This is a genomic window from Blastocatellia bacterium, from assembly GCA_016713405.1.
Classification (GTDB): Bacteria; Acidobacteriota; Blastocatellia; order Chloracidobacteriales; family JADJPF01; genus JADJPF01.
Map to the genome: position 1 here is coordinate 524,115 of JADJPF010000004.1, position 22,779 is coordinate 546,893.

The following is a 22,779-nucleotide window of genomic DNA, read 5'->3' on the forward strand; positions in this document are numbered from 1 at the left end:
TTAGAGGGATATTTATTGAGCATTAGTAAAGTAATATTTCCAAAAATCAAAAAGAGTTAAATAACTAGAATTTACAAGTCCTCTACCTATTTTTGATAAATTAGATTAATAATTATTTTTTTAATTCTGCTAGCTGATTTTCTACGGCAATAATACGATCTTCTAAGTGGTTCTGGTTGATCAGTTTATGAGATAATTAGACAAGTAATTGATAAAATTAAAAATACCAAAAAGGACTATTAAGAGTCTTGGATAAAATAAAAATTTTAGTCGCTCCTAGTAGTTTTAAGCAGTCAATGACAGCTAAAACTGCTACAAAAATAATTGCTAAGGAAATAAAAAAGTTATTACCACAAGCTAAAATTTGGAAAATTCCTTTAGCTGATGGAGGGGCTGGAACGCTTGTAACTTTACTTAAGGCTATGGAAGGTAAAGTTTTTAGTTGTTTAGTTTCTGATCCTATTGGGCGCAAAGTTTCGGCAAGCTATGGAATTTTTGCTGATAAGACTACTGCTGTAGTGGAAATGGCTGCTAGTACAGGTCTGAGTCTATTAGCAGAAAATGAGCGTAATCCCATGCTAGCAAGTAGTTACGGATTTGGACAGTTAATTAATCAAACAATAGAAAATAAAAAAATAAAAAAATTTATTCTTGGATTAGGTGATACTGCTACGGTAGATGGTGGGATTGGAATGCTTCAAGCTTTAGGTGTTAGAATTTGGGACAATCAAGGGAAAGAAATTGGACAAGGAGGACAATTTCTTAGCCAAATAGCTGGACTAGATGCAAATTTGGCAAAAGAAAAATTAACTAATATAGAAATATGTATTGCTTCGGATGTGGAAAATCCTTTGCTAGGTGAAATGGGTGCAGCCAAAGTTTTTGGCCCTCAAAAAGGTGCTACTAAAGAAATGGTTTTAGAACTAGAAAAAGGTTTAGAAAATTGGGCAAAAGTTCTTTCAAATGCAGCAGATTTGGATAAAGACACCATCAGTAAAATTGCTGGTGGTGGGGCTGCTGGTGGTGTAGCAGTTGGGTTAATTTCGCTATTTGGAGCTAAAATTGTTTCTGGTAGCCAATTAGTTGTGGATGCTCATAAGTTAAATGAAAAGATTTCTCAGGCAGATTTGATTTTTACTGGTGAAGGTGCAATTGATAGTCAAACTTTGCAAGGAAAAATGCCTGCTCGACTGGCTCGACTGGCTAAAAAATCAGGAGTTCCTTTAATTGCTTTCACAGGACATTTAGCGATTGATGAGGGAATTTTGCAGCAAAATGGCTTTTCTCTGGTTGTGCCAATAGTTGATCGAGTCTTAAATTTGAATGAAGCTTTTCTTCAAGCACCTAACTTGCTTGCTTTAGCAACCAAACGCATTTTACAAGCCATGCTATTGGGTACAAAACACAAAAATAAATTCTTATAAATATCTAAAATAACTATATATAAAACTGTTATTTTAATAAAGTTCTGCTGATCTAATCAAGTAATTTGTTAAGTACTAAAGCAAACTGTAAGTTCTTATTTATCTAATAGATATTGCTTAAGACTAAAATTTTTTATTTTTTTTAGGCTATCACTTTTTTATTATTTGCATCAAAAAAGGCAGGAGGAAACAATTTTTATGATGGAAATAATATTAAATTGTTATAGAAACTTAGAAAATGAGTTTTATAACTTTGAAGCAGAGTTAAGCAATTTTGGGTTGCAGATTCTTAGCAAAAAGGCAGTCAATAATGTAGCTAATAATTTAGAGTTGGATAAAGTTGAGCTAAAGATAAATGCTCAGAAGGGTAGACAAGCAAAATTAGTACATGAGCTTGCTTGTAAGCATTTTGGTAGAGCTTATATTTTCCTCTCTCTTGCCGCCTAAACTCCTGACTAATCTGCCATTGCTACCTGTCTAATAATCTCTTTTAATTGTTTAACTCCATCAGTTAAAGATGCTGGGCCGGGTTGTAAGATATAAGTAGATTTAATTTCATATATTTGATTATTTTGCACTGCTTTAACTTCTGCAAAAGCATGGCGATTACGAATAAAACGTTTTTCTACTTTTCTTCCACACCAAGACGCAATAATCACATCTGGATTTCGCTTTGCTACTTCATCGGCTGTAACTATTCGCTCACTACCAGATTGACAATTGCGTAGTTCAGGGAAAATATCTTCACCCCCAGCAATCTCAATTAATTCGCTTACCCAGCGAATACCTGAAATTAAAGGGTCTTTCCATTCTTCAAAAAAAACTTTTGGACGTTTGGGAAGAGCTTGTCCTAACTCAAAAATAGCATCTAGATCAGCTTGTAAGCTTGCTACCAGCTTTTGAGCTTTTTCTAAACAGCCAATCAACGCGCCTACACTTAAAATCATGCTCAAAATTTCATTCACGCTTCTTTGGTTAAAAGTTACAACGTTTAGCCCTTGTTTTACTAGTTCACGAACAATATCAGCTTGTAAATCAGAAAAAGCAAAAATTAAATCTGGTTTTAGGCTATAAATTTTATCAAATTTAGCTGTGATATAAGCACAAACCTTAGGCTTAGCTCTTGCTTCGGGCGGGCGTACCGTATAACCAGAAATACCAACAACACGATGTCCTTCACCTAGTAAATAAAGGATTTCTGTTGTTTCTTCTGTTAAACAAATAATTCTTTCTGGAAAGCGCACCTTTTGAAAAAGCTCTTTCACCTATTTAACCCCTTTTTGCCAATGCTCATAAATTTCTTTTAGTCCAATTTCCCAATTTGGCAAACTTACAAGCCCAATTTCTTCAGATAATAAGCATCTTAAAGCACTATAGCGAGGACGTAAGGCGGGCAGTCCTAAATCTGGGTAATCAACAATAGTGAGCAAATCTTTTTCTAGTCCCATCATTTTAATTGCTAAACATGCAAATTCGTACCAAGAAACTATGTCACCGCTACTAGTTACTTGATAAGTTCCATATTTGCCTTTTTTAATAATCTCATCTAAGCGAACAACTAGATCAGGCAAATAAGTAGCTTGACTTACAGGATAATCACAGACCTTTACTTTATTTCCATTTTGTTTAGCTGTTTGTAAGTAGTCAAAAATTTTGCTTCCAAAATTACTTCCACCTAAGCCAAAAAGCCTAGCTACTCTAACAATAAAATAATCTGTTGTATTTTCAATAACTGCTTGTTCACCTAGTAGTTTAGAACGACCATAAGCAGAAATAGGATTAGGCGCATCATCAATTGTGTACGGTGAGGTTTTTGTTCCATCAAAAACATAGTCCGTGCTAATGTGCATAAGCACAGCACCAACGGCTTTTGCTTGCTGTGCAAGATTTTTTGGCCCATCAATATTAGCCGCTTTTGCTGATGCCCAATCTGTTTCGCAAGCGTCAACCCTAGCCATTGCAGCACAATTAATTATTACTGTTGGAGAAAAATTTTTAATAGCTTTTTCTACAGCTTTTAGATCAGCAATATTTAATTCTTGTCGGCTAAATGCAGCAACCTTACAGTCTTTTTGAAAATACTTTGTTACTGATTTTCCTAACAACCCACTAGCACCTGTAACTAAAACTCTCATATTTGCTCCAGACTATTTAATTGGTTTTTTTGTTCTAACTCTTGTTTTACCTTAATATAGTTATAGTAATCTGTTGGATTATGAATAACCATTAGCCAAGAATTTTCTGACAGCTTAGAAAAAATACTAACAATTTCTCGATCACTAGTTTTTGTTTCTAGTAGCTCTTGTTTACGTAGTTTTAGAGCTTTTGGTAAAAGCCTAAAAGCAGCTAAAACACTCTGCCAATAGGCTAAATCTAGCTTTATTAAAGCTTGAAATAACTTTAATAGAACCCAAAAACAATGGCTAGCAAACCAAACGCTATCATGTAAATTTATCCAGTGCATTAGCAATCTATTGCGCTCTGAAATTATTTGCACTTGTTTAGCAGGAACTTTTTTTCCTATGGTCGCGCTACTTCTATGATAAACAACGCTGTTTGGCTCATAATGGATTTTCCAGCCACGTTTCCACGCTCTATAACAAAGTTCTGCATCTTCCCAATAAAAAGGATTTAGTAGAGAACAAAATCCCCCTAATTGCAACAACTTAGCTCGGTCAAACGCGCTATAACCACCACTAGCAATAAATGAATAAAATTGAGGTGATTCTTTAGGAAGCTTTGTAGGAAAAATGTCATAGTTAACAAAAATATGCCAATGTCCTCGATGAAATTTGCCTAGTTTTCCTGCTCCGTCAAATAGATCGCTTTCTAAACGATAAGCCTTAGAACAAACTCCAAACAAGTTTTTATCATTAAAATGCTTTGCTAGCGGAGCAATAGCCGTTTCTTCTACTCTAATATCATTATTAAGTAAAAAAATTATTGGATATTGGGCGGTTTGAAAGCCTTTGTTAGCTGTTTGAGAAAAACCAGAATTAACTTTTTGTTCAACGAGTTTTATTTCTGTAGAGTAATTTTTCTTTAGCCAATTGACACTATTATCTGTGCTACCGTCATCAACAATAATGATTTCTACTCTAGCACTATAATTTTGCTTATAATATTTAGCTGCTTGTAAAATGGAAGGAAGAAATTCAGCTAATAATTTTTCTCCATTCCAATTAGGAATAACAATGCTAACATCTTGGAGAAGAGTCATTTAACTGTCTCCAAAATAGCTTGGATCTCTCGCCCACGCATAATAAAAGACAAATATTCTTCCCAAAATTTGCGAAATATTCTTAGGCTTGGATTTATATTTACAGAATTAACTAGAAACTCTATTCCTAGAAGTCTCCACAAATTTAGCATAGTAACTTTTACGGAAATAATATTAAACTTAGCTGCACTTGCATAATAATCAGCCGCGTGGCCCTGAGTAAAATACTCAAAGCTATAAACGCTAAAATGCCAACGATGCGTTGGATCTCGCCAAGAATTGGAATATGAATAATGAGGTGTTTTGATATAAAGCTTTGCACCTGGTTTAGAAATTCTATGAAGCTCATCCATAAAACGGCTAACAGACTCTAGATGCTCAATAATATGACTAGCATAAATTTCATCAAAGCTATTATTCTCAAAAGGATAGGGAAAAACTTCTAAATCATGAACTATATCTACACCTTCAACCAGAAAACGATCAAGTCCAATTGCGCCAGCAACTTTTTTGCGGCCACAGCCAACATCTAAAGTTTTTTTTGCATTTTGTTGAGTAAGGGATGTCATTAATTATTAAACTCTATATTCCAGTAAATATCACTCATTAACAATTGACAATTAATTAAAGGAAGTTCAATTAAATTATCTAAAGATGTGTAATTGTTACTAACCCAATTATCATCTTGTTTAGTAAATAATGCTGTTTGGGGTGAATTTTGATTGACTAATAAATAATACTGTAAAGAGTCTATTTGTTGATATTCTCTAAATTTAGCTTCTCGGTCAAATTTAGCTGTTGATCGTGATAGGACTTCTACAATTAAAACAGGGTTTGTTAAAGTTTCTAAACCTTCTATAACTTCTAATCTAACATTACAACCAACCACAACATCAGGATAACGATAAAGTTGATTATTGATTTTGGTTCGCATTTCGGAAATATAAGCTTTGCAAGTTAATATAGAGTTTCTCTTAAAATGTTGTTGAATTTCTGAGTAAATATTACCAGCAATAGAGTTATGTTTTTCACTTGCCCCAGACATAGCAAAAATCTCACCATAAACATACTCATGTCTAAATTCAGAAGCCTTTTCAATTTCAAAATATTCTTTTAATGAATAATACTTTATTGGATTAATAGACATAATTTTCCTTGCTTAAATCTGTTTAATAAATTCTACAGGAACACAATCTGTTAACCAAACTCCATTATCTGAACAATAAAAGATAAAACCTGCCTTTTGCATACTTTCTGCGTCAATAGCTAAAACAACAGGCTTGCCATGACGAGAACCTACCGTTTTAGCTGTAGCAGTATCTTTTGATAAATGAACATGATGACGAGCGCGTTTTTCTATTCCTACACTCATTACAGAAGCTAAATTTTTTTCTGCTGTACCATGATAAAGAACTGATGGGGGCATTTGAGGAGCTAATTGCAGGTCTACTTCAACACTATGGCCTTGGTTGGCTCGAATTTTTTTCCCACTTTCATCAAAAGAAAAGCGTTTTTTGCTATTTTTTTCTACAACCTCATCAAGTTGTACTTTGGTAATTGGAAAATTATGTTTAGCACACGCTTTTAACAGGTCTTCAACAAGCACCCAACCACCAACTTCTAGAGTTAAGCCTAAAGTAGCAGGTTCATGGCGTAAATACTTACTTAAAAATTTACTAATTCTAGTTAATTGTTTTTCATCCATTGAAATAACCTAAGTTAATAATCTGTGTCATTGTTGCGGCGATCTTTTACACCTAAACGGCGGTTTTCAAATCCTTCTACCCGTCCCTTTAAGTTATAAGCTTCATGGTAGAGTTCTACAATATTACAACTTTCTCTATTATTGCGAGTTCCTTCTTTTAGGGTAGTAATCAAGGGGTGCATAAATTTATTAACTAATGAGCCTAAAAGATGTTGCTTAATAGCTTCTTCTTGTTGTGGGGTTAAATTTCCAAGTTTAGGACGGGTTCGCTCAAATTCCGATAGGGCAATTTCTGTTAAATGTTCTTTTAAGGCTGCAACGGTTGGGCCAATTTCTATTATATCCAACTTTTCAAAAAAGGCTTCTACTTCAGTTTCTACAATGCTTTCAGCCTTGGCCGCTTCTTTTTGTCTTTGACGTAAGTTTTCACTAACAACATTTTCTAAATCATCAATGTCAAACAGAAAAGAACTTTCTAGTTGCCCTACATTAGGGTCAATATTACGAGGGACTGATAAATCAATAAAAAAGATTGGTCGATAACGTCGGATCTCTAACGCCTTTTTACAATCGGCTTGTGAGATTATGTATTCAGATGCTCCTGTAGAACAAATTACAATATCTGCACGAGGTAATTGGAATTTTAGTTGAGAAAACTCTATAACTTCGCCACCAAATTTTTCACAAAGTTCTGTGGCACGTTCAGGAGTTCGGTTGCAGATTAAAAATTGTGATACGCCTTCATTAACCAAATAGCGTGCAGCAAGCTCGGTCATTTCGCCTGCCCCAACTAACAGAACACGCTTATTATCTAATCGGTCAAAAATCTTTTTTGTTAGTTCTATTGCTACAGAACTAACTGAAGTAGCAGCATTACCGATTTCTGTTTCTGTTCTAATTCGTTTAGCCACAGTAAATGCACGTGTTAGTAATTGATTTAATACTCGTCCAACAGTGCCGACTTCTTGAGCTTTAGAATAAGCTGTTTTTACTTGGCCTAGAACCCGGATTCACCTAAAACCATTGAATCAAGGCTTGCTGCAACACGAAAAAGATGACGAACGGCTAGACGATCAGCATGTATATAGATTATTGTTATAAACAAGCCCTGGAAGATGATGAAATTCATGTAAAAAGCGACAAACTTGAGGCACGCTAACATTTGACTCTGTTGGTGCTGATGCGACTATTTCAACACGGTTACAAGTAGAAACAATAATTGCTTCAGATACAGAGCCAGAGTCTACCAGCATACGTAGTGCTGTAGACAGCATTGTTTCACTAAAAGCTAAACGCTCTCTTACTTCTACCGGAGCCGTCTTATGATTTAGACCTACTAAAATAATACTCATAAACCAAAAACATGTACTCGTCCTAAAAACTTTAACCCGGCTAAACTAAACAAAATAAAAGTAAAACCAACAATTGAAACAATTGCAGCACGTCGTCCACGCCATCCGGCTGTTACACGATAATGCAGCATAAACATATAATTAATCCAAGTTAGCATAGTAATAATCTCTATTGGATCGCTATGCCAATAAACGCCATAACGCTGACCTGACCAAACTATTCCAGTAACAATGCCAAGAGTTAGCAAAATAAAGCCTAAACTCATAGATTTGTAGCTAATGCTATCACAAGTATCTAGGGCTGGAAAACGTCCTAAAATTGAGCCAAAGCGTTTTAATTTTAGTTGACGCTCTTGAAAAATATAAATTAATCCTGTAACAAATGTAATAAAAAAGGCAGCATAAGCAAACACTACCATACTAACGTGAATAGGAAAAAGCACTGTTCCACCAACTCTTAAGCCTAATGGAGAAACATCAGGAAGTGGTAAAATTATTCCAATAAATGTTGTTAAAAAAGCAAGCGGAAAAACATAGTTAATAACTACTTGGTTGCGATTCCAAATAAAAGCAATTATATAATAAGCTACTAAAGTCCAACCTAAAAAAAAGCAGTAGTTCAGGTTGTAAAGCAATTGGGCAACGGTCAACTTGCTTACCACGAATTATTAAAGCAACTGTATGTAAGGCAAATCCTGAAAGAGAAGAAATTAAGGCAATAGAGAAGGGTAGGCGAGGTTTTTGGAAAAAAACTAACCCCGCCTGAATTAAACCTACTAAATAAAACGCTAGTGAGAGAATTAATAATTCTTTCATGGCTCTCACAATAGCTACAAACTAGCTTTCATAAGCTGCTGCAATATAGCAACCTCTAGCTGTAGCAGTTAATGGATCGGTAGCTAGTCTAACTTCAGAGACTTTAATTGGAAAATCAGTTTGCTTAAAGACTTTCTCAAATTTTTCTAAGAAGCCTTTTGGCCGTGCTGTTCCGCCTGAAAGTACAATTGGAATAGAACGATCTAGCCTAGGTAAATTACGAGTTTCAGAAATTTCTGTACGTAAAGTTTCTACTAGAGTCAATATCATTTCTTCATAGTAGATGTGCATTGCACTTTCATATTTGTCTTTAGGTGCGCGGGAAAGATCTAAACTATCTTCTTTGATTACACGAATACGTGTTGGAACTTCACTTGTAACAGCAGCAACGGATTTATCAATATAATCACCAGCTTTAGAAATACTAAAAGAAAATACTGGCACAGACATAAAAGCAAAGCAAACATTACACATTCCACCACCACAACTAATGCCAATACCTGTAAAATTATCTTTTTCCATTTCAGCAAATACTACTGATAAGCCTTCATTAACACTTTTAGCTTTATAGCCTAAACTTTCTAGAAAGTTCTTTAGCATTCCTTCATGATAGACTAGATTAGCTTCTCCACCACGAGGTGCGCCCGGCACAGAAAAACATAAAACATCTGACTTTTTGGTTTTCTTTACTAAAATCTCAATGATAGATTGGATAATCTGCCATCCATTTACTTCAGATGGATTAAGCAGACCGTTGCACATAGGACGGCGTGCTTCAACATTAAAAGAATTAGCAAATTTTTCTGACTCATTACCAAAAATAAGTATTTCCTTACCGTTCATTTGGTAAGTAATTTTATTTTGACGCAAAATATTTTCGGTAAATTTAGAATAAGGAACAGTAACAAAAGCATTTAACTGGGTATGTGTTTTAACATTATTAAAAGTACCATTAGCTAATACAATTCGGCTGGTTCCAACATCCAACCCAAAAAAATCTGGTTCTGCTGTAGTAGGATTTTGACTATCATTTGTAGGCTGCTCGCTCATTTCTCCTCCATTGTTAGTTTGATTTACTATTACCTCTGTTGGTTTACTAGTAAAAACAATTACTTCTGCTGGTTTACTAGTAGAAACAATTACCTCTGCTGGTTTACTAGTAGAAACAATTTTAGCTAATTTTTTACTTGGGCGAAACCGAACCAAAGAACGAGGTAAGACTTTTTTACTTTCTGATGAGTTGATAGATGACCTTTGTTTTAATAAGGTTTTTGACACTGAAAAACTACCAAAATCATGTAGCGTAATAGACTCACCTGCCACTAAAGCTTCTTTACAAGCTTTTAACATGGATTCTAAAGCTTGGCTTACTAAGGTTTGATTAAAACCTGTTTTACTGGCTACTTGTTGGATTAGTTCTTTTTTGGTCATCATCTAGTCCCATAGCTTATCATGATTTTAGTTTATTTGTGAATGCTACCAAGTCCAGGACTGTAGTTTAAGTCTAAGGACAAAGCAGAAGAGTTAAAAACTTAAAAAGGTTAAAATACTTGTGGAGGATGGAGCTTTTTAGTTCTTACTACCAATTTATCATTAGGTGTAGTTAGCAGCAAACGACGACTATTAATTAAGTTAATTCCTTTAGGGGTGTAGGATAGAGTAAACCAACCTTCTTTTAGTTCAGACATTAAAGTTTTAAGGTCTGATTCAAAGCTTTCTAGCTGACCAATCTTAAAAAGCAAACCACCAGTTGATTCTGCTAAGTTAGTAATAGCATCTACTGGTTTTGGCCCAGTATCTTTTGGGCGAATTGCTCCATAGCTGCGATCAGGAGCTTGAAAAGCATAGATTAAAATATTTTCATTTAGTAAAGTTGCTAATGCGTCCTGATATTTTATTTTACTATCTTTATCATATCCATCAGAGATAAGAATAATTGCACGTTTATTTGCCCCAAGTTGTTTGCTAAAACCATCTGCAACACTTGCTACTAAAGCATCATAGAGTTTTGGAAGTCCGCTACGAGTAAATTTAGTAGAAGCATTATTTAAAGCTTTTGTGTTATTAGTAAAGTCAGCTAAAACTTCTGCTTGTTCTGAGTAACCTATTACCATTAGTCGATCTTCAGGGCGTAATTCTTTAATAATTCTTTCTGTAATAAGTTGAAGTACCGCAGGGTCTGCACGTAGGCTTTGGCTATTATCAGCTAGAATAATTATTCTAGCTCCAGTTGAGTCATAGCGAAAATATTCTATTTCTTGTTCTATTCCACCATCAAAAAGGGCTAAATTATCTTTGGTTAAATTTGGAGATTCAGAAGTTTTGCTACGGATAATAACATTAAGCGAAGCAGATCGCTCTGTACTGTTACCTGAGTTGCGGCCAGATTGAGCCACACTAACTTGAGTAGTATTAGCTAAAACTAGAAGTAAAAAAATAAATAAGCAAAAGATAACTTGTCTCATAATGAACGACTTTGATAAAAGTTAAATCCTAAAAAAGCTAAAGATAAAAAGACTAAAGCAGCAGAAACATAAGTAACTACTTTCTTTATATCTAAACTACTAGCTTGGGCATTATATTCACCAACATAGAAAGGTCTTAGAGTATTAGTTAAAACGCCTTCTGCTGCTGCAACAGGGTCTTGGCTAGAAGGCAGATAAAAAGTTATTTCTTTTAATGTAGCAGCATTTACTTTACTACTAGCAATATTATTTAATGTAACAGCAAGTTTTTGCTGCCCTGTATAATAGGTTGCTTGTTTAATATCAGGAGTTCGATCCACTTCTGTTTGACCTACAGTTTCTTTAACTATTAGAGTTTTTTCCTTTAGTTGTAAACTAAAAATGCTAGCTTCTTTTGATTTTTCTCCAGTTGGCTTAAATGTCCAATTAGAATTAAGAATTTTTGGCAATTGAACATTCCCTGTTGCTAGTTTACTTTCAGTCTTTGGACACCAATAACCATGAACTTCTGCACCTTGTTTACCTAAATTGTCTACTTCTTTACCTGCATCACCAACTGTAATTTGTTTTTTTACAAACTGAACAGTAGTTTTAGCCTTGTCTTGTGTCCAATATTCTAATTCTCCACTACGTGCTGCATCATTTGTTTGACGTTTTACTACACTAACATGCATACAACCATTTTGATCTATTACATCTAAAGGAGTTGGTTGTAGAGATGAGCCAATTGGTAAAAACGTTGCGATTAATACAAGTGAAAAAATAACTAAAGCAACAAGACCTAATTTTTGTTGTTGTGCTAGTGTTGCAATTTTTGCTCGATCTTGACTAGAAACTCTTACTGGACGTGTAGTATCAGTACGGGATTCTTTGCTAAGAGGTCTTTTACCTGTATTACCACTAGTTGTAGTTGTTGGTGTAGAGCTAGGTTCTGATTTGTTAGGAGTTGTTGATGTGTTATTTGGAGCTTTACTTTGAGATTCGTTTTCATCTGTAACACCAGTGTTAGTTGTGCTATTACCTGCATGTGCTGCTTTTACTTCTTGAACTGTTTTGCTTAAAGTACTAGAACGTAAGGTGCTGGTTGCCCCACTACTACGAGATAGATAACTGCCGCAAAACTTGCAAGATTTACTATTAACAGTATTAGATTTATTACAACTAGGACAAATAATTCCTTGATCTAAGGTAGCAACTTCCTCTGTAATACTACTGCTAGTTAAATTACTTGTTGCTTGGTTAAGACCAGTTGTGTTAGCACTAGCCAAAGAATTTAAATTTGGAATCTTACCTGTAGTTGGCTCATTAAATTTAGAGCTAGTTAGATTTTTAGTTGCCCCGCTAAGTGGTGGTAGCATACCTGTTTTTGCAGGTGTTATGGATTCATTAATTGCAATAATTTCATTTAGATCTGTATTACGGTGTAATAATACTTCTACTCCAGGATTACCCCCACCTCGTACCCAAACTACTTCAGCCGACGCAATAGGCTTATTGTTGGCACCACAAATGTGCATTACATCGCCTAGGCTTAAGGGTTGTTTAGTATGTATTAATACACCAAAATTACCAAAACTCTCTAGTTTTGCTACTTCTTGAAATTCTTTACCAAAATTACTTTTGCCAGAAATTTTTACTGTTAGAGAGGTATTACCTTGCTCCATAGCTCTCCTAAATATTTAGCATTAAAACACTAATTAGAATTTTTGGAAGATTTTGATTTTAATGCAGTATTTTCTTAAATTACAAACAATCAAAGTTAATTTCTAAGCTTGTTTAATTAATTTTGCTGATTTTAACTTTGAGTGGAGAAAAGAAACTTTAAATTCACGCGCTAAATATATCATAAACTAATGATAATCAAAAAATACTTATTAAGATTCTTAATAACTTAGCTTGATGATTTATTGAGGTAGCTCTCCAATTAATCGGGGCCAGATGAAATAACAAGAAAAAACATAGATTTTTGGTTAATTAATAATGAAGCTTCAACGAAGAATCAATAACTTACAGCCAATAATTTCCTTAAATTATCCTCAATTTTATGCTTTTTATCACGGCCCCGATTAATTGGAGAGCTACCATTTTAATTTGTAGTTATAAAAAATCTCTAGGAAAAATCTTTTCCCCTACGATTCCTTGGAGTAAAAAACCATTTAAGGTAAAGTATCAAAGTTATGGAAATCGTCCAAGACAAGATTAGAATTTTTGAAAATAATTTGTCACCTAAATTTGAAAATACCAAAAGATTTGAGGAACAAAACATGAGTTGGAGAAAGTCTCAGTTAGCAATGTTACTACTTTTGCTTTTGCCCCAAATATCTCTAGCACAAGGCTTTGGCCTTAGCCCAGATGCACCCAGGATTGAAATTATCAAATATACTGCAATTTTTGTTGTTGGCTCAGTCGCAATTTTCTTTTTGCTGATTCGATTAACAATAATTCCTTTCCTAGTAAAAAATTATTATTCCCTCTCAGATGCAACTAATATAGGTCTTTCCCTTTTTATTCTTTATTCCCTTAATTTATTTACCTTAATTTTCTTTCGTCTATATAGTGGCTCAGCTTGGAGAGCAATCTTTGTGGTGGTAGCTGTATTTTGGTTTATACATTTGTTGCTTAAAGTTTTACTTGCTAGAAAACGAGAAGATTAGTTAGGAAAGGATACTGATAATGAGCTATAGAAATATTACTTCTACTAAAACTGGCACAGATGTAAATGCTGCTAAGGTGCGTCCTACTTTATTAATTGGCGTTGGCGGTACAGGTGGCAATGTGCTTCAACGTGTACGAAACTGGATTGTTGATGAATATGGTAGTATTGACCAATTTCCTATTTTACGTTTTCTACATTTAGATACTGATGAGCGTTCCTCAAAAGATACTAGCAAAGATGCTAGTAAAGATCCTCTCTATAAAAAGAAAGAATTTGTTGATAACGAGTGGATTTCATTAAAAGTTAACATTGCACAATTTTTAGATGTAAATAACTACCCTCGCTTAAAACCTTGGTTTCGACCTGATCAACGCTTGCGTGATCGGGGTGATTTAGGTCAAGGTGCTGGTCAAGTTCGTGTAGCTTCTCGTCTAGGTTTTTTCTACCACTATGGAATTAATAAAATCCGTCCTAAATTAGAGCTAATGCTTAAGCAATTGCGAAGCATTGACCTAAATAAGCTTAATCATCCTGATTTACGTAATCTACAACTTTACACTAATACTATTAATGTTTTTGTAATATGTTCCTCTGCTGGTGGAACTGGTTCAGGGTCATTTTTAGACATAGGTGCTTTACTACATACAATGCAAGGGCTAGAAACACATCTAGTTTTAGTTCTACCAGAAGTCTTTAAGAATCAAGATCCTCGCTGTATAGCTAATGGATATGCAGCATTAACAGAGCTTAATCATTATCAATATCGGCATCCTTTTCCAATATATTTTGAACAAGAAACCCGCCAAATTTCTCCACCAATCTATCAAAATACTTACCTAATTGATGGACGAAGCTTTAGTGGTGGCACTACGGTAGATGTTGGGCTTTATTCAATGATTGCTAATGCCTTAATAGAAGACTTTAAGAGTGGTCAATTTAGCGATGATAAACGTAGTTTTCGCTCTAATATGGCACAGTATACTGACCGGCTAGCCGTTTATGAACACCTTGCACGTTATGACAATCGACCACTACTAGTTGAAACTTTCCCTTGTCGTTACTCTTCATTTGGAATGAGTCGTATTTATTACCCACGAGAGCAAGTAGTTAAAAGCTGTTCTTATCGGCTAGCTTCAAGCATTATGAATTATTGGCTAGGAGGCTCAGATAGGGCTAATGTAACGGATCAAGCATTATCATTTCTAAAAGATTGTAAACTTGCTTTTGAAGACATAAGACGTTATTTAGAAACTAAGGATCAGGCCACGCTTGAGCAAATTTGCCGGGTAAAAGTAGATGAAAAAATTGAAAACACTAGTGATATAAAAGACGGACGTGCAAAGGAATTTAAGCAATTTTGTGAAGTCTTTAAGCGAGATCATTTTCGCTTAGACGATCCAAAAGATTCTGCTCGTTGGGGGGATTTTGTTAGACATATCCGGGAAACTTGTTTTGATAGAGCTTTTAAGCTTGCTCAAGAAGAATTACAAAAACTACTTAAAGAACGCCTTTCACATCCTAGCTATGGCTTTGATTATGTTCTGCAAATATTAGGCACTTTGCCAACACTTCTACGTGGCCCACATTATCGAGAAAAAGCAACTGCGGCATTAACAGCAGAAGATAAACGTTTACAACCAACAGAAAGACAATATCAAGATGCAATCCGAGAACTTCAAGAGTTAGAAGGATGGTCAGCCTTTCAGCGTATTGCAGGCGGATGGCAACAAGCTGTTGATGTACAGCTAACTAACTGGCGAGAAGGCACTTATGGATATTTTCGTGCAGTAGGTTATAAATATGTTTATGAAACTTATATTGACCTTATAGAAGCTATTGCTAACTTTGTAGAAAAAGAATTGCGCTTAAGACTTCTTCAAGTCAATACAATAATTGTAGAAAAACAACAAGAGTTTTCCAAATTAGCCGAGTATTACCAGTATAAAGATGAAAGTGCTAAGATGGACTTACGCATTTATCACCCTGATGATATTGACCGCTATTATCGCTCAGTAGTAGTTGTTGATACAGATAATCCACCTGTTGCAGAACTTGATATTAAACCTCCCTTACGTATTGCTGATTATGCTGGTAAATTACTTTCTTATCTGCAAGAAGTAGACCTAATTGATAAACCAACTGTTAGCGCGTTAACCGAAAAAATACAAAGTGAAGTAGGGTCTAATCGTGTAGTAGATAAAATTATGGAGTTTTTAGAAGCAGAAACTTCTGACCGGGTTCGCACTAATATTTTAGAACTGCTATTTCCTGCTAACTTTAATGAAACTGTTGTACGAAAACAGATGGAAGACGCTTTTAATCTGGCTAAAGGTTGGGTACATATCAATGAAACTGTCCCACCAGAACTACAGGTTCCACAGGGCGCACATAAAATGCTAATTGGGGTTGATGCACAGCATCCTTTCTACAGTAGATTTAAGAATATGGTAGAAAGTTTTCAAAGTGGCTCAATGAGTGTTGACTTTAAGCCTATAGGAAATATTTATGAACTAGTTTTTTATGGTGAAATGGCAGGCTTTTCCCTTGCTACTATTTCATCACTTCCAGAAATGCGACGAGTATTTAGAGAAAAAGAGCGTGATCCTTCACAAATAGACCTGTTTACTACCAAAAATCGTTTTATGATGCGTGACATCACTTATAGAGATGATGAAGGACGCAATCGCTATTTACGCTCGGTTAAAGCTTTTGTTTTAGGTGTTGCTGCTGGAGTAATTAAACAGGACGAAAATAAAGATCAAAACGACCCACGTAACCGCACTTATACGGTAATTCGCTATGATGAACGTGATATTTATAAAGTTAAACCTATGACAGTAGGCTTAGGCATGTATGAAAGAGCCGTTACCACGCTTTTTGAAGAAACTAGTGCGATGCCGCTAAGGGAAAAAATCTTAAAAGAAGTAGATCGGTGTAAGCAAAATTTAGTAGAAACTAAACTTTTAGAAAATAATGAGCTTTATAATGGTCATTTGCTACTTTGGTATGCTTTGCTAGATTTTCTAGTTAATGGGGGTTCTCAACCATTTCCAGAAGTGGAAATTGAACTGCCTGGCGGAGCGCGAGATAAAATGGTTTCACCAGAACGGGAATGTCTATTAGAAGAGCTTTATGAAGTAAGTTTATCTTTACCAATAATTAAGCAACAGGAAGAGTTAACAAAGAGCTTAAGACTACTGCAAAATACTTTATGTTTACCACTTTTTAGCGAAACTTGGATGGATGAGTTAAGAGATTCAAGACAAGGTGCAATACCTTTTATTGGTTTTAGTGAAACTCGTTGGCAAGAAAATAAAGCAATGTTAAGCGACCTGGTTCGCGGTAAAGACCCGCTTTTAGAAGCACGTAGAATTTTTTCACTTACCTTAATTTATGGTAAATTTACTATGGGTTTACAGCCAGATATTGCTAGTCATCGTAGCTTAAAATATGGCTTTTTACGTCCTATAGATCTAATGGAAACAAAGTTTTCTCAAGAAGATTTGGGAACTTATGAAGAAAGTATTGAAAAGCTTTCTCGTACTGTGCAATTGCGACAAAATTTAGAAACTATGGTAAAACGCGCTGAAGAAGATCTGGCACGAATTAAAGATGGGCGTGGGCTACTCTTTGCTTGGTTGATTGTTGAAAGTTTTATGGAAAATGTTGCTAGTTCTGACCAAGAAATTTATCAAGAAAAAATTGATAGCCTTCAAAAACGCTTAAGAAATGCTTTTCCAGGGCGTAAAGAAGAACTCTTAAAAATAAGAGATGGACTATTAGCTAACCTTAGTCGTTACTGTAAAGTTCATCGTGATGAATCCGACAGAGATGGTCATCCAACAATCGCTTGTCAAATTTTAGATTGGGAAAAGATAACAAAAAGTCGTTTAGAAGTGGAAAATTTACTTCAAACAGGCGAGATACCAAGTAGCCCTGTTGTTGAACCAGCTATTCAAACACCAGTTCAACCAGTCGTTCAACAAAATGTTCAACCAGTAGTAAAACCAACAGTTCTTCCTAGCCCAGCTAAGACAGTCCCTAGTAAACCTGCTGATGCTACTAGTGCTAACAATGAAGCTATAGAACAATTTCGTGGGAAAGTTCAAATAATGCTTAAAGCTGGTAAAGGGAAAATAGGACTTCCACAACAAAAAGTTTTAGATAGAGAACAACAGACTTTAGGTCTTAGTAATGAGGTTGTCCAAGCTATCATTAAAGAATTTATTGGAGAAGATTTAGCTAAACAGCTTTATAATTATGCAGTATTTTTCTTAGGCTTTTATAATGATGGAACAGGAGATTTAACAGAGTTTCGCTCAGAACTTTTAGCTGAACAAGAACGCTTACATTTACCAAATCAAGAAGCTGAAAAACTAGAAGAATCCCTAAAAGATTATTTTGACTATTACCAAGCTTTAGTTTCAGATAATATTGTTGAAGACTGGGCGCGAGTGGAATTAAAAACTAAACAAGAACAACTTAAACTTTCAGATGAGCTAGTAAAATTGCTAGAGGAACATATCCAAAGTTTATAAGCTTAGTTTTATAAAATAAAATCAGGGACTCTAGCCCTGATTTTATTAATATTTAATGGGGGGTTGTACGCCTGTTTGACGCATATTTTGTTGGTAAAATTGTTGTTCCATCAACATTTTATTCTTAGAGCTATTAGTTTGAAGTAACCAAACTAGAAAAGGGATAAAAGAAAACATTTGTAGGAAAGGAATAAAGCACATAATACAGCCAAGTAGTCCTGCTACAAATCCTGAACCACCTGTATAAGCAGGATTTATAGCTCGTCTAGTGCTTTGTATAGCTTTTGATAGCCCTGGAATAGCTCTAAACATCCAATAAAGATTAAAAAAAAGGAATAAATAAAAATCCTATCGCCTACAGGGGAAGTATTGCGAAATTGTTGAGGTACAGCATTCCAGCTTTTATAAAGCCAAATCAGTGACATAATGCCTGTAGGTATTGCAAGCAGAAATGAAAATATACCGCTAACAATCATTACTTCTTCATCTCCACTATTTATATATTCTCCAGAAGCTAACATCATAAAAACAATATAAAAAGGGATAGCAACTAACCATTGCAATGAGCCTAGAACAGCTATTAAAACAGCTAAAGCCGAGCTAGGTTGTTGAAAATTTGGTGGTAGAGTTTGGTTATACTGTATTGCTGTTGTTTGTTGGCTTATAGGATAGAGAGCCTGCCCTTGCTGACCTTGTTGGTAGAATTGCTGTCCTGCTGCAAAGCCTCCTTGGGGAGGCTGATAAGTTTGTTGATAGCCTTGCTGATAGGTTTGTTGCTGATTTTGTTGCTGACTTTGATAACCTTGTTGATAAGGGTTTTGTATAGGGGGATTAGGATTTTGTACAGGATTTTGCATTGGTGATAATGCTAGGTTAGATAAAATATTAGTTACACGATTAAACGCATTTTGTGCTAAAGAAGCAACACTGCTAATAGGAAGATTTTGACCTTCTCCCTGTGCTACATAAAATTTAACTACTACGTTTTGTACCCTAAATAAATAAATATAGCTAGTTACACTAGCAATTCCAAAATCAACTTTACCTCCAAAAACATAACAATCCATTCCAATTGTAGGGACATTTTGTAGATAGGGCATGTTTTCAGAATTAACTTGTAAGGTTTGTTGATGGTATATTTTAGCTTTTTCTTCATTAGGGAAAACCCAACGAATATCTACTACTCTTTCTATCATTGCTCCTATTTGGCCCTGCCATGCAACTAGGCCGGAACGCAAGCCTTCACAACGTCGAAAGGCTTCATCATTAGGATCTGCAACACGCATTCGGCTATCTTGAGCCATTTGTAAAGTAGCTGGCAATTCTCTAGCTTCCAAAAAGAGTTGGGCATAGATTTGATCAGTAATAGATAACATAAAATTTTTCCTTAAATTAGTGTTTACAGATTTTCCTTAAACACTATTATTTCCCCAAAATTTAGCACAAATCATTAATAGAAAGTGAGCAAAATTTGTAAGTTTAGAGCAAAATTATTAAAATTTGGTTTAATTTTAATTTTTTCAAGTATATGGAATAATAATAATTTTATAGGTTAAATTTTCAATAGTAATGAAGTTAATATTATGGCAAAATGACTTTCGCTTACTGTATTTAATACCTAACAATAAGTAGCATCAAGTCTATTAACTTTTAAGACTATAGCATCATTATAAACTAAACAGGTGATTCCACTTATGAAAGCTTTGATTATAGACGATGAAAATGATATTCGCCGTATTGCTCGACTCGCTTTAACTAAAGTAGGAAAAATGGAAGTAATTGATGCAAGTACAGGTTTAGAAGGGATAGAAAAAGCTACATTAGAAAAACCAGATGTAATTTTGCTGGATGTTATGATGCCTACAATGGATGGCCCGACCGTGCTTGCTGCATTAAAAGAAAATCCTGTTACAAAGGAAATTCCTGTAATTTTTTTAACTGCCAAAGCCATGCCAGCCGAACTAGAACGACTAAAAGCTTTAGGGGCCAAAGGTGTACTTACAAAACCTTTTGACCCTTTAATTTTAGCTAATCAAGTAAAAAGTTTAATTGATTAAAATTTTATTCTTGATGGGATTGATAAATATTGGGATTAGAGATAACCATAATAGGATCTGGATCAATTAGTCTAACAAAACCAAATTTTTCATAAAGTGTATGAGCATCTCTTGTTGCTAACATCCAACGTCTTAAGTTTTGTAGCTCAGGATGTGTTTTAATTGTTTGCATTAAGAATTTTGATAAGCCATTTCCACGATTTTCAGGCAAGATAAAAACATCAGCTATATAAGCAAATGTAGCATAATCAGAAAGTACCCTAGCAAATCCAACTTGTTTACCCCTATCATAAACACCAAAACAAAGCGAATTTTCAATAGATTTTTTTACAACATGAATAGGAATATTAGTTGCCCAATAAGATTTAGTTAAAAAAACATAAATCACAGATAAATCTAGCTTTGATTTATCTGTGCTAATCATAAAATTTTCTTGTACAACTTCTATAATCTGCTCAAGCATAAGCAAAACACTTAAACTAATTGAAGTGATGGCCCAGGACAATCCTTACCTAATTTTACTTCATCACCTTCAGCTAAAGTATTAACTAATTCATCATAAAAATAATCGTATTTAGCTGCTACTAAAGCACTTACTCGTTTGTCATACATTTGACGAGACCTGTCAATATCTTCCTTTAGTCGATCATAGAGATCGCTATTTCTTCGTCCATCTAAAACTTTTTGCTCATTATAAAGCTTGATTTCTGACACTAACAAACGGGCAAAACGCTTGGCATCGTTATGTAATTTTTGTTCTTCATCATTAGCAGGAATTGGTTTAGCTTGTTTAGATACTTGTCCAGGAGCAGATTTTGCTAATGGATCTGCATAAACAACAGGTGGTGCAGGTGGAGGTGGTACAAATGCAAATGATTCTGATGGTTTAGCAAAATCAGGAGGTGTTTGCCAAGTTGGGGGAGATGGTGGAGGAGGTGAAAAATCTGCCGACATATTCCAACTAGGTGTAGAAGAATTTGATGGGCTATCCATTTTTATTTCTGGCAAACTGTTAGGCTTAGGAATTTGCAGATTAGCAGATGATTTTAATGATGCAATATCATCTAGTTTTGGTGTAGAAGGAGTTTTTACACCTGGTGAAGAGATAAAAACTTCTGGTGGTAAGTCAGCCGAAAAACTTGGAATGGATGGAACAGATGGAATAGTTGGAATAGTTGGTAGTTCAGCCTTTTTAGGCTCAAGTAAATCCTCAGAACTTAAACGTGGAATAGGAGACAAATTAGAAGCAAAACTTTCTATTTTTGGCTCAACTGGTTTAATAATTGGCAGAGGTAAAGCCGCAGGAATTTCAGGTTCTGGTGCTTTTTCAATAATAGGAGGTGGCGCAACTAATTCTTTTGGTTCTTCCTCAATTTTTTCAATTTTTTCAATGGCTGGAATTACTGGCAAAGGTGTATCTTTTTTTGCTGGTTGTTCTATAGATTGAATGCTTTGAGTTGTTGATTGAGGTATGCCTGTTTCTGGACTACGTGGTCTTATGGAGATTAGTTCTATTGCTAGACCAGCCATATTAACTAAAATTTCTAAGGCTTCTAAATTAATAGCATCGCCTGACAAATTGCTAGCATCAGCATAAAGTACTGCTGCCGCCTTACCACGTACTAATAAAGGCACTCCTGCTACTTGTGTTGGAACACTATTATTAAAGCGTGAAAATAAAATTTGGTTTTCTTTGTGTGTATTGGCGGCACCAATAAAGGTTATTTGCTTACCTAAAACTGCTCGTAAAACTGTATCAGATTGCAAAGGTATAGAAACACCTTTTATATTTGTTTGGTCGTTTTCAAATCCACGAGCTAACCAACCTATAGCATTACCGCTTTTTACAATAAATAAAGCTACTCTAGGAGAAAAACTAGAAGCTTGACTTACCAAAGCTGTAAGTACGTCAGATTGTGTTTTATGTGACTGAATTTCATTTATTGATACTTTTAATAAAGCTAAATTTGTGCTTGTTTTAGATTCACTAGCTTGTAAGGTTTGTTCAGCTAATTTAGTTTTTTCTGCACTTAGATCAGCTTTTTCTTTAGTTAATTCTTGATTGAGTATCTCTAATTGTACTTTTTCTTGATTTAATCCTTGATTAGCTAAACTTAGTTGCTCATTTTTAATAACTAATTCGCTATTTTGTGAAAGTAGACTTGTCTTTTCAGCAACTAATTCTTTGATTAATTCTTCTGCTAGCTTACTGAAGTTTTCATTAGTAGTTAATGAGCTTAAATCTTGTGTGGCAGTATCTAAGAGCTTATTAAAACTATTTTTCACCAAATCTTGAACAGATTGTTGTAGATCGGTTACTTCCTTTTCAAATTTACTCAAATGAGTATTGACAAGGCTTTTGATTTGTTCCTGCAACCTGTCTTCAAAATTGTTCATGGACACAGCCTCCAAATAGCTTAAGGTGAATTTTGCTAGATTTAATACTTTGGTAAAAACACAAAGAACAAAATTAAGGTAAACTAACAGGAATATCTTAAAACTGCGAATATAAGGAATTACTAATTTCTAATGTGTTATTTTTAGGA

The 22,779-nt window shown here is 34.7% G+C and carries 22 protein-coding genes; 5 read left to right on the forward strand and 17 right to left on the reverse strand.

What is annotated here, in order from left to right; genetic code table 11:
- The first annotated feature begins 248 nt into the window (after positions 1–248).
- Positions 249–1,424, forward strand: coding sequence for a glycerate kinase (locus tag IPK14_08655; protein ID MBK7993484.1), 1,176 nt, complete (start codon positions 249–251; stop codon positions 1,422–1,424).
- Positions 1,425–1,622: 198 nt separating this feature from the next.
- Positions 1,623–1,871 (forward strand): hypothetical protein, encoded by a 249-nt coding sequence (locus IPK14_08660; protein MBK7993485.1) that lies wholly within the window; start codon positions 1,623–1,625, stop codon positions 1,869–1,871.
- An 8-nt stretch (positions 1,872–1,879) separates the two neighbouring features.
- On the opposite strand, the gene IPK14_08665 is transcribed toward IPK14_08660, so the two are convergent.
- The 13 genes from IPK14_08665 to IPK14_08725 form a co-directional block, all read right to left on the reverse strand.
- Positions 1,880–2,689: a cobalamin-binding protein gene (locus IPK14_08665; protein ID MBK7993486.1), complete on the reverse strand. Its 810-nt coding sequence runs from the start codon at positions 2,687–2,689 to the stop codon at positions 1,880–1,882.
- Positions 2,690–3,559, reverse strand: coding sequence for a dTDP-4-dehydrorhamnose reductase (rfbD, locus tag IPK14_08670; GenBank protein ID MBK7993487.1), 870 nt, complete (start codon positions 3,557–3,559; stop codon positions 2,690–2,692).
- A complete protein-coding gene (locus IPK14_08675; GenBank protein ID MBK7993488.1) occupies positions 3,556–4,644 on the reverse strand; it encodes a glycosyltransferase family 2 protein in 1,089 nt (362 codons plus the stop codon). The genes rfbD and IPK14_08675 overlap by 4 nt, the downstream gene beginning before the upstream one ends.
- Complete coding sequence (locus tag IPK14_08680) at positions 4,641–5,213, reverse strand: class I SAM-dependent methyltransferase (protein MBK7993489.1); 573 nt, start codon at positions 5,211–5,213, stop codon at positions 4,641–4,643. Before IPK14_08680 ends, IPK14_08675 begins: the two co-directional genes overlap by 4 nt.
- Positions 5,213–5,791, reverse strand: a complete 579-nt coding sequence (locus IPK14_08685) for a Uma2 family endonuclease (protein ID MBK7993490.1) — start codon at positions 5,789–5,791, stop codon at positions 5,213–5,215. The genes IPK14_08680 and IPK14_08685 overlap by 1 nt, the downstream gene beginning before the upstream one ends.
- 12 nt (positions 5,792–5,803) lie before the next feature.
- Complete coding sequence (locus IPK14_08690; GenBank protein MBK7993491.1) at positions 5,804–6,349, reverse strand: RNA 2'-phosphotransferase; 546 nt, start codon at positions 6,347–6,349, stop codon at positions 5,804–5,806.
- 14 nt (positions 6,350–6,363) lie between these two features.
- A complete protein-coding gene (locus IPK14_08695; protein ID MBK7993492.1) occupies positions 6,364–7,359 on the reverse strand; it encodes a glutamyl-tRNA reductase in 996 nt (331 codons plus the stop codon).
- Complete coding sequence (locus IPK14_08700) at positions 7,347–7,454, reverse strand: hypothetical protein (protein ID MBK7993493.1); 108 nt, start codon at positions 7,452–7,454, stop codon at positions 7,347–7,349. The genes IPK14_08695 and IPK14_08700 overlap by 13 nt, the downstream gene beginning before the upstream one ends.
- Positions 7,423–7,701: a hypothetical protein gene (locus IPK14_08705; protein ID MBK7993494.1), complete on the reverse strand. Its 279-nt coding sequence runs from the start codon at positions 7,699–7,701 to the stop codon at positions 7,423–7,425. Before IPK14_08705 ends, IPK14_08700 begins: the two co-directional genes overlap by 32 nt.
- Positions 7,698–8,351 carry a cytochrome c biogenesis protein CcsA gene (gene ccsA / locus IPK14_08710; GenBank protein MBK7993495.1) on the reverse strand — a complete coding sequence of 218 codons (654 nt, stop codon included), beginning with the start codon at positions 8,349–8,351 and terminating at the stop codon, positions 7,698–7,700. The genes IPK14_08705 and ccsA overlap by 4 nt, the downstream gene beginning before the upstream one ends.
- 187 nt (positions 8,352–8,538) lie before the next feature.
- Positions 8,539–9,951, reverse strand: coding sequence for an HU family DNA-binding protein (locus IPK14_08715; GenBank protein ID MBK7993496.1), 1,413 nt, complete (start codon positions 9,949–9,951; stop codon positions 8,539–8,541).
- A 107-nt stretch (positions 9,952–10,058) separates the two neighbouring features.
- Positions 10,059–10,982 (reverse strand): VWA domain-containing protein, encoded by a 924-nt coding sequence (locus IPK14_08720; GenBank protein MBK7993497.1) that lies wholly within the window; start codon positions 10,980–10,982, stop codon positions 10,059–10,061.
- Entirely contained in the window at positions 10,979–12,646 is a 1,668-nt protein-coding gene (locus tag IPK14_08725; GenBank protein MBK7993498.1) for a hypothetical protein, read from the reverse strand. The genes IPK14_08720 and IPK14_08725 overlap by 4 nt, the downstream gene beginning before the upstream one ends.
- A gap of 600 nt (positions 12,647–13,246) precedes the next feature.
- Between IPK14_08725 and IPK14_08730 the strand changes: the two genes are divergently transcribed.
- Together IPK14_08730 and IPK14_08735 are read left to right on the forward strand one after the other, a co-directional pair.
- The gene (locus tag IPK14_08730; protein MBK7993499.1) at positions 13,247–13,636 is read left to right on the forward strand and encodes a hypothetical protein; all 390 of its coding nucleotides are present in this window, start codon (positions 13,247–13,249) and stop codon (positions 13,634–13,636) included.
- Positions 13,637–13,655: 19 nt separating this feature from the next.
- Entirely contained in the window at positions 13,656–18,176 is a 4,521-nt protein-coding gene (locus tag IPK14_08735) for a hypothetical protein (GenBank protein MBK7993500.1), read from the forward strand.
- Between the two features lie 45 nt (positions 18,177–18,221).
- Here the strand turns inward: IPK14_08735 and IPK14_08740 are convergent, their stop codons facing one another.
- Positions 18,222–18,488, reverse strand: coding sequence for a hypothetical protein (locus IPK14_08740; GenBank protein MBK7993501.1), 267 nt, complete (start codon positions 18,486–18,488; stop codon positions 18,222–18,224).
- Complete coding sequence (locus tag IPK14_08745) at positions 18,431–19,552, reverse strand: hypothetical protein (GenBank protein MBK7993502.1); 1,122 nt, start codon at positions 19,550–19,552, stop codon at positions 18,431–18,433. The genes IPK14_08740 and IPK14_08745 overlap by 58 nt, the downstream gene beginning before the upstream one ends.
- A 318-nt stretch (positions 19,553–19,870) precedes the next feature.
- Here IPK14_08745 and IPK14_08750 point away from each other — a divergent pair, with 318 nt between their 5' ends.
- Entirely contained in the window at positions 19,871–20,233 is a 363-nt protein-coding gene (locus tag IPK14_08750) for a response regulator (protein MBK7993503.1), read from the forward strand.
- A 4-nt stretch (positions 20,234–20,237) separates the two neighbouring features.
- Here IPK14_08750 and IPK14_08755 read toward each other — a convergent pair whose 3' ends face one another.
- Positions 20,238–20,696: a GNAT family N-acetyltransferase gene (locus tag IPK14_08755; protein ID MBK7993504.1), complete on the reverse strand. Its 459-nt coding sequence runs from the start codon at positions 20,694–20,696 to the stop codon at positions 20,238–20,240.
- A gap of 11 nt (positions 20,697–20,707) precedes the next feature.
- Positions 20,708–22,630: a hypothetical protein gene (locus IPK14_08760; protein ID MBK7993505.1), complete on the reverse strand. Its 1,923-nt coding sequence runs from the start codon at positions 22,628–22,630 to the stop codon at positions 20,708–20,710.
- Between the last annotated feature and the right edge of the window lie 149 nt (positions 22,631–22,779).

What these genes read in the sequence shown, in the direction of transcription:
- IPK14_08660 (MBK7993485.1), top strand. Translation starts at nt 1,623, where the DNA reads ATGATGGAAATAATATTAAATTGTTATAGAAACTTAGAAAATGAGTTT.
- rfbD (MBK7993487.1), bottom strand. Translation starts at nt 3,559, where the DNA reads ATGAGAGTTTTAGTTACAGGTGCTAGTGGGTTGTTAGGAAAATCAGTA.
- IPK14_08675 (MBK7993488.1), bottom strand. Translation starts at nt 4,644, where the DNA reads ATGACTCTTCTCCAAGATGTTAGCATTGTTATTCCTAATTGGAATGGA.
- IPK14_08680 (MBK7993489.1), bottom strand. Translation starts at nt 5,213, where the DNA reads ATGACATCCCTTACTCAACAAAATGCAAAAAAAACTTTAGATGTTGGC.
- IPK14_08685 (MBK7993490.1), bottom strand. Translation starts at nt 5,791, where the DNA reads ATGTCTATTAATCCAATAAAGTATTATTCATTAAAAGAATATTTTGAA.
- IPK14_08690 (MBK7993491.1), bottom strand. Translation starts at nt 6,349, where the DNA reads ATGGATGAAAAACAATTAACTAGAATTAGTAAATTTTTAAGTAAGTAT.
- IPK14_08705 (MBK7993494.1), bottom strand. Translation starts at nt 7,701, where the DNA reads ATGAGTATTATTTTAGTAGGTCTAAATCATAAGACGGCTCCGGTAGAA.
- IPK14_08715 (MBK7993496.1), bottom strand. Translation starts at nt 9,951, where the DNA reads ATGATGACCAAAAAAGAACTAATCCAACAAGTAGCCAGTAAAACAGGT.
- IPK14_08720 (MBK7993497.1), bottom strand. Translation starts at nt 10,982, where the DNA reads ATGAGACAAGTTATCTTTTGCTTATTTATTTTTTTACTTCTAGTTTTA.
- IPK14_08725 (MBK7993498.1), bottom strand. Translation starts at nt 12,646, where the DNA reads ATGGAGCAAGGTAATACCTCTCTAACAGTAAAAATTTCTGGCAAAAGT.
- IPK14_08730 (MBK7993499.1), top strand. Translation starts at nt 13,247, where the DNA reads ATGAGTTGGAGAAAGTCTCAGTTAGCAATGTTACTACTTTTGCTTTTG.
- IPK14_08735 (MBK7993500.1), top strand. Translation starts at nt 13,656, where the DNA reads ATGAGCTATAGAAATATTACTTCTACTAAAACTGGCACAGATGTAAAT.
- IPK14_08740 (MBK7993501.1), bottom strand. Translation starts at nt 18,488, where the DNA reads ATGTTTAGAGCTATTCCAGGGCTATCAAAAGCTATACAAAGCACTAGA.
- IPK14_08745 (MBK7993502.1), bottom strand. Translation starts at nt 19,552, where the DNA reads ATGTTATCTATTACTGATCAAATCTATGCCCAACTCTTTTTGGAAGCT.
- IPK14_08750 (MBK7993503.1), top strand. Translation starts at nt 19,871, where the DNA reads ATGAAAGCTTTGATTATAGACGATGAAAATGATATTCGCCGTATTGCT.
- IPK14_08755 (MBK7993504.1), bottom strand. Translation starts at nt 20,696, where the DNA reads ATGCTTGAGCAGATTATAGAAGTTGTACAAGAAAATTTTATGATTAGC.
- IPK14_08760 (MBK7993505.1), bottom strand. Translation starts at nt 22,630, where the DNA reads ATGAACAATTTTGAAGACAGGTTGCAGGAACAAATCAAAAGCCTTGTC.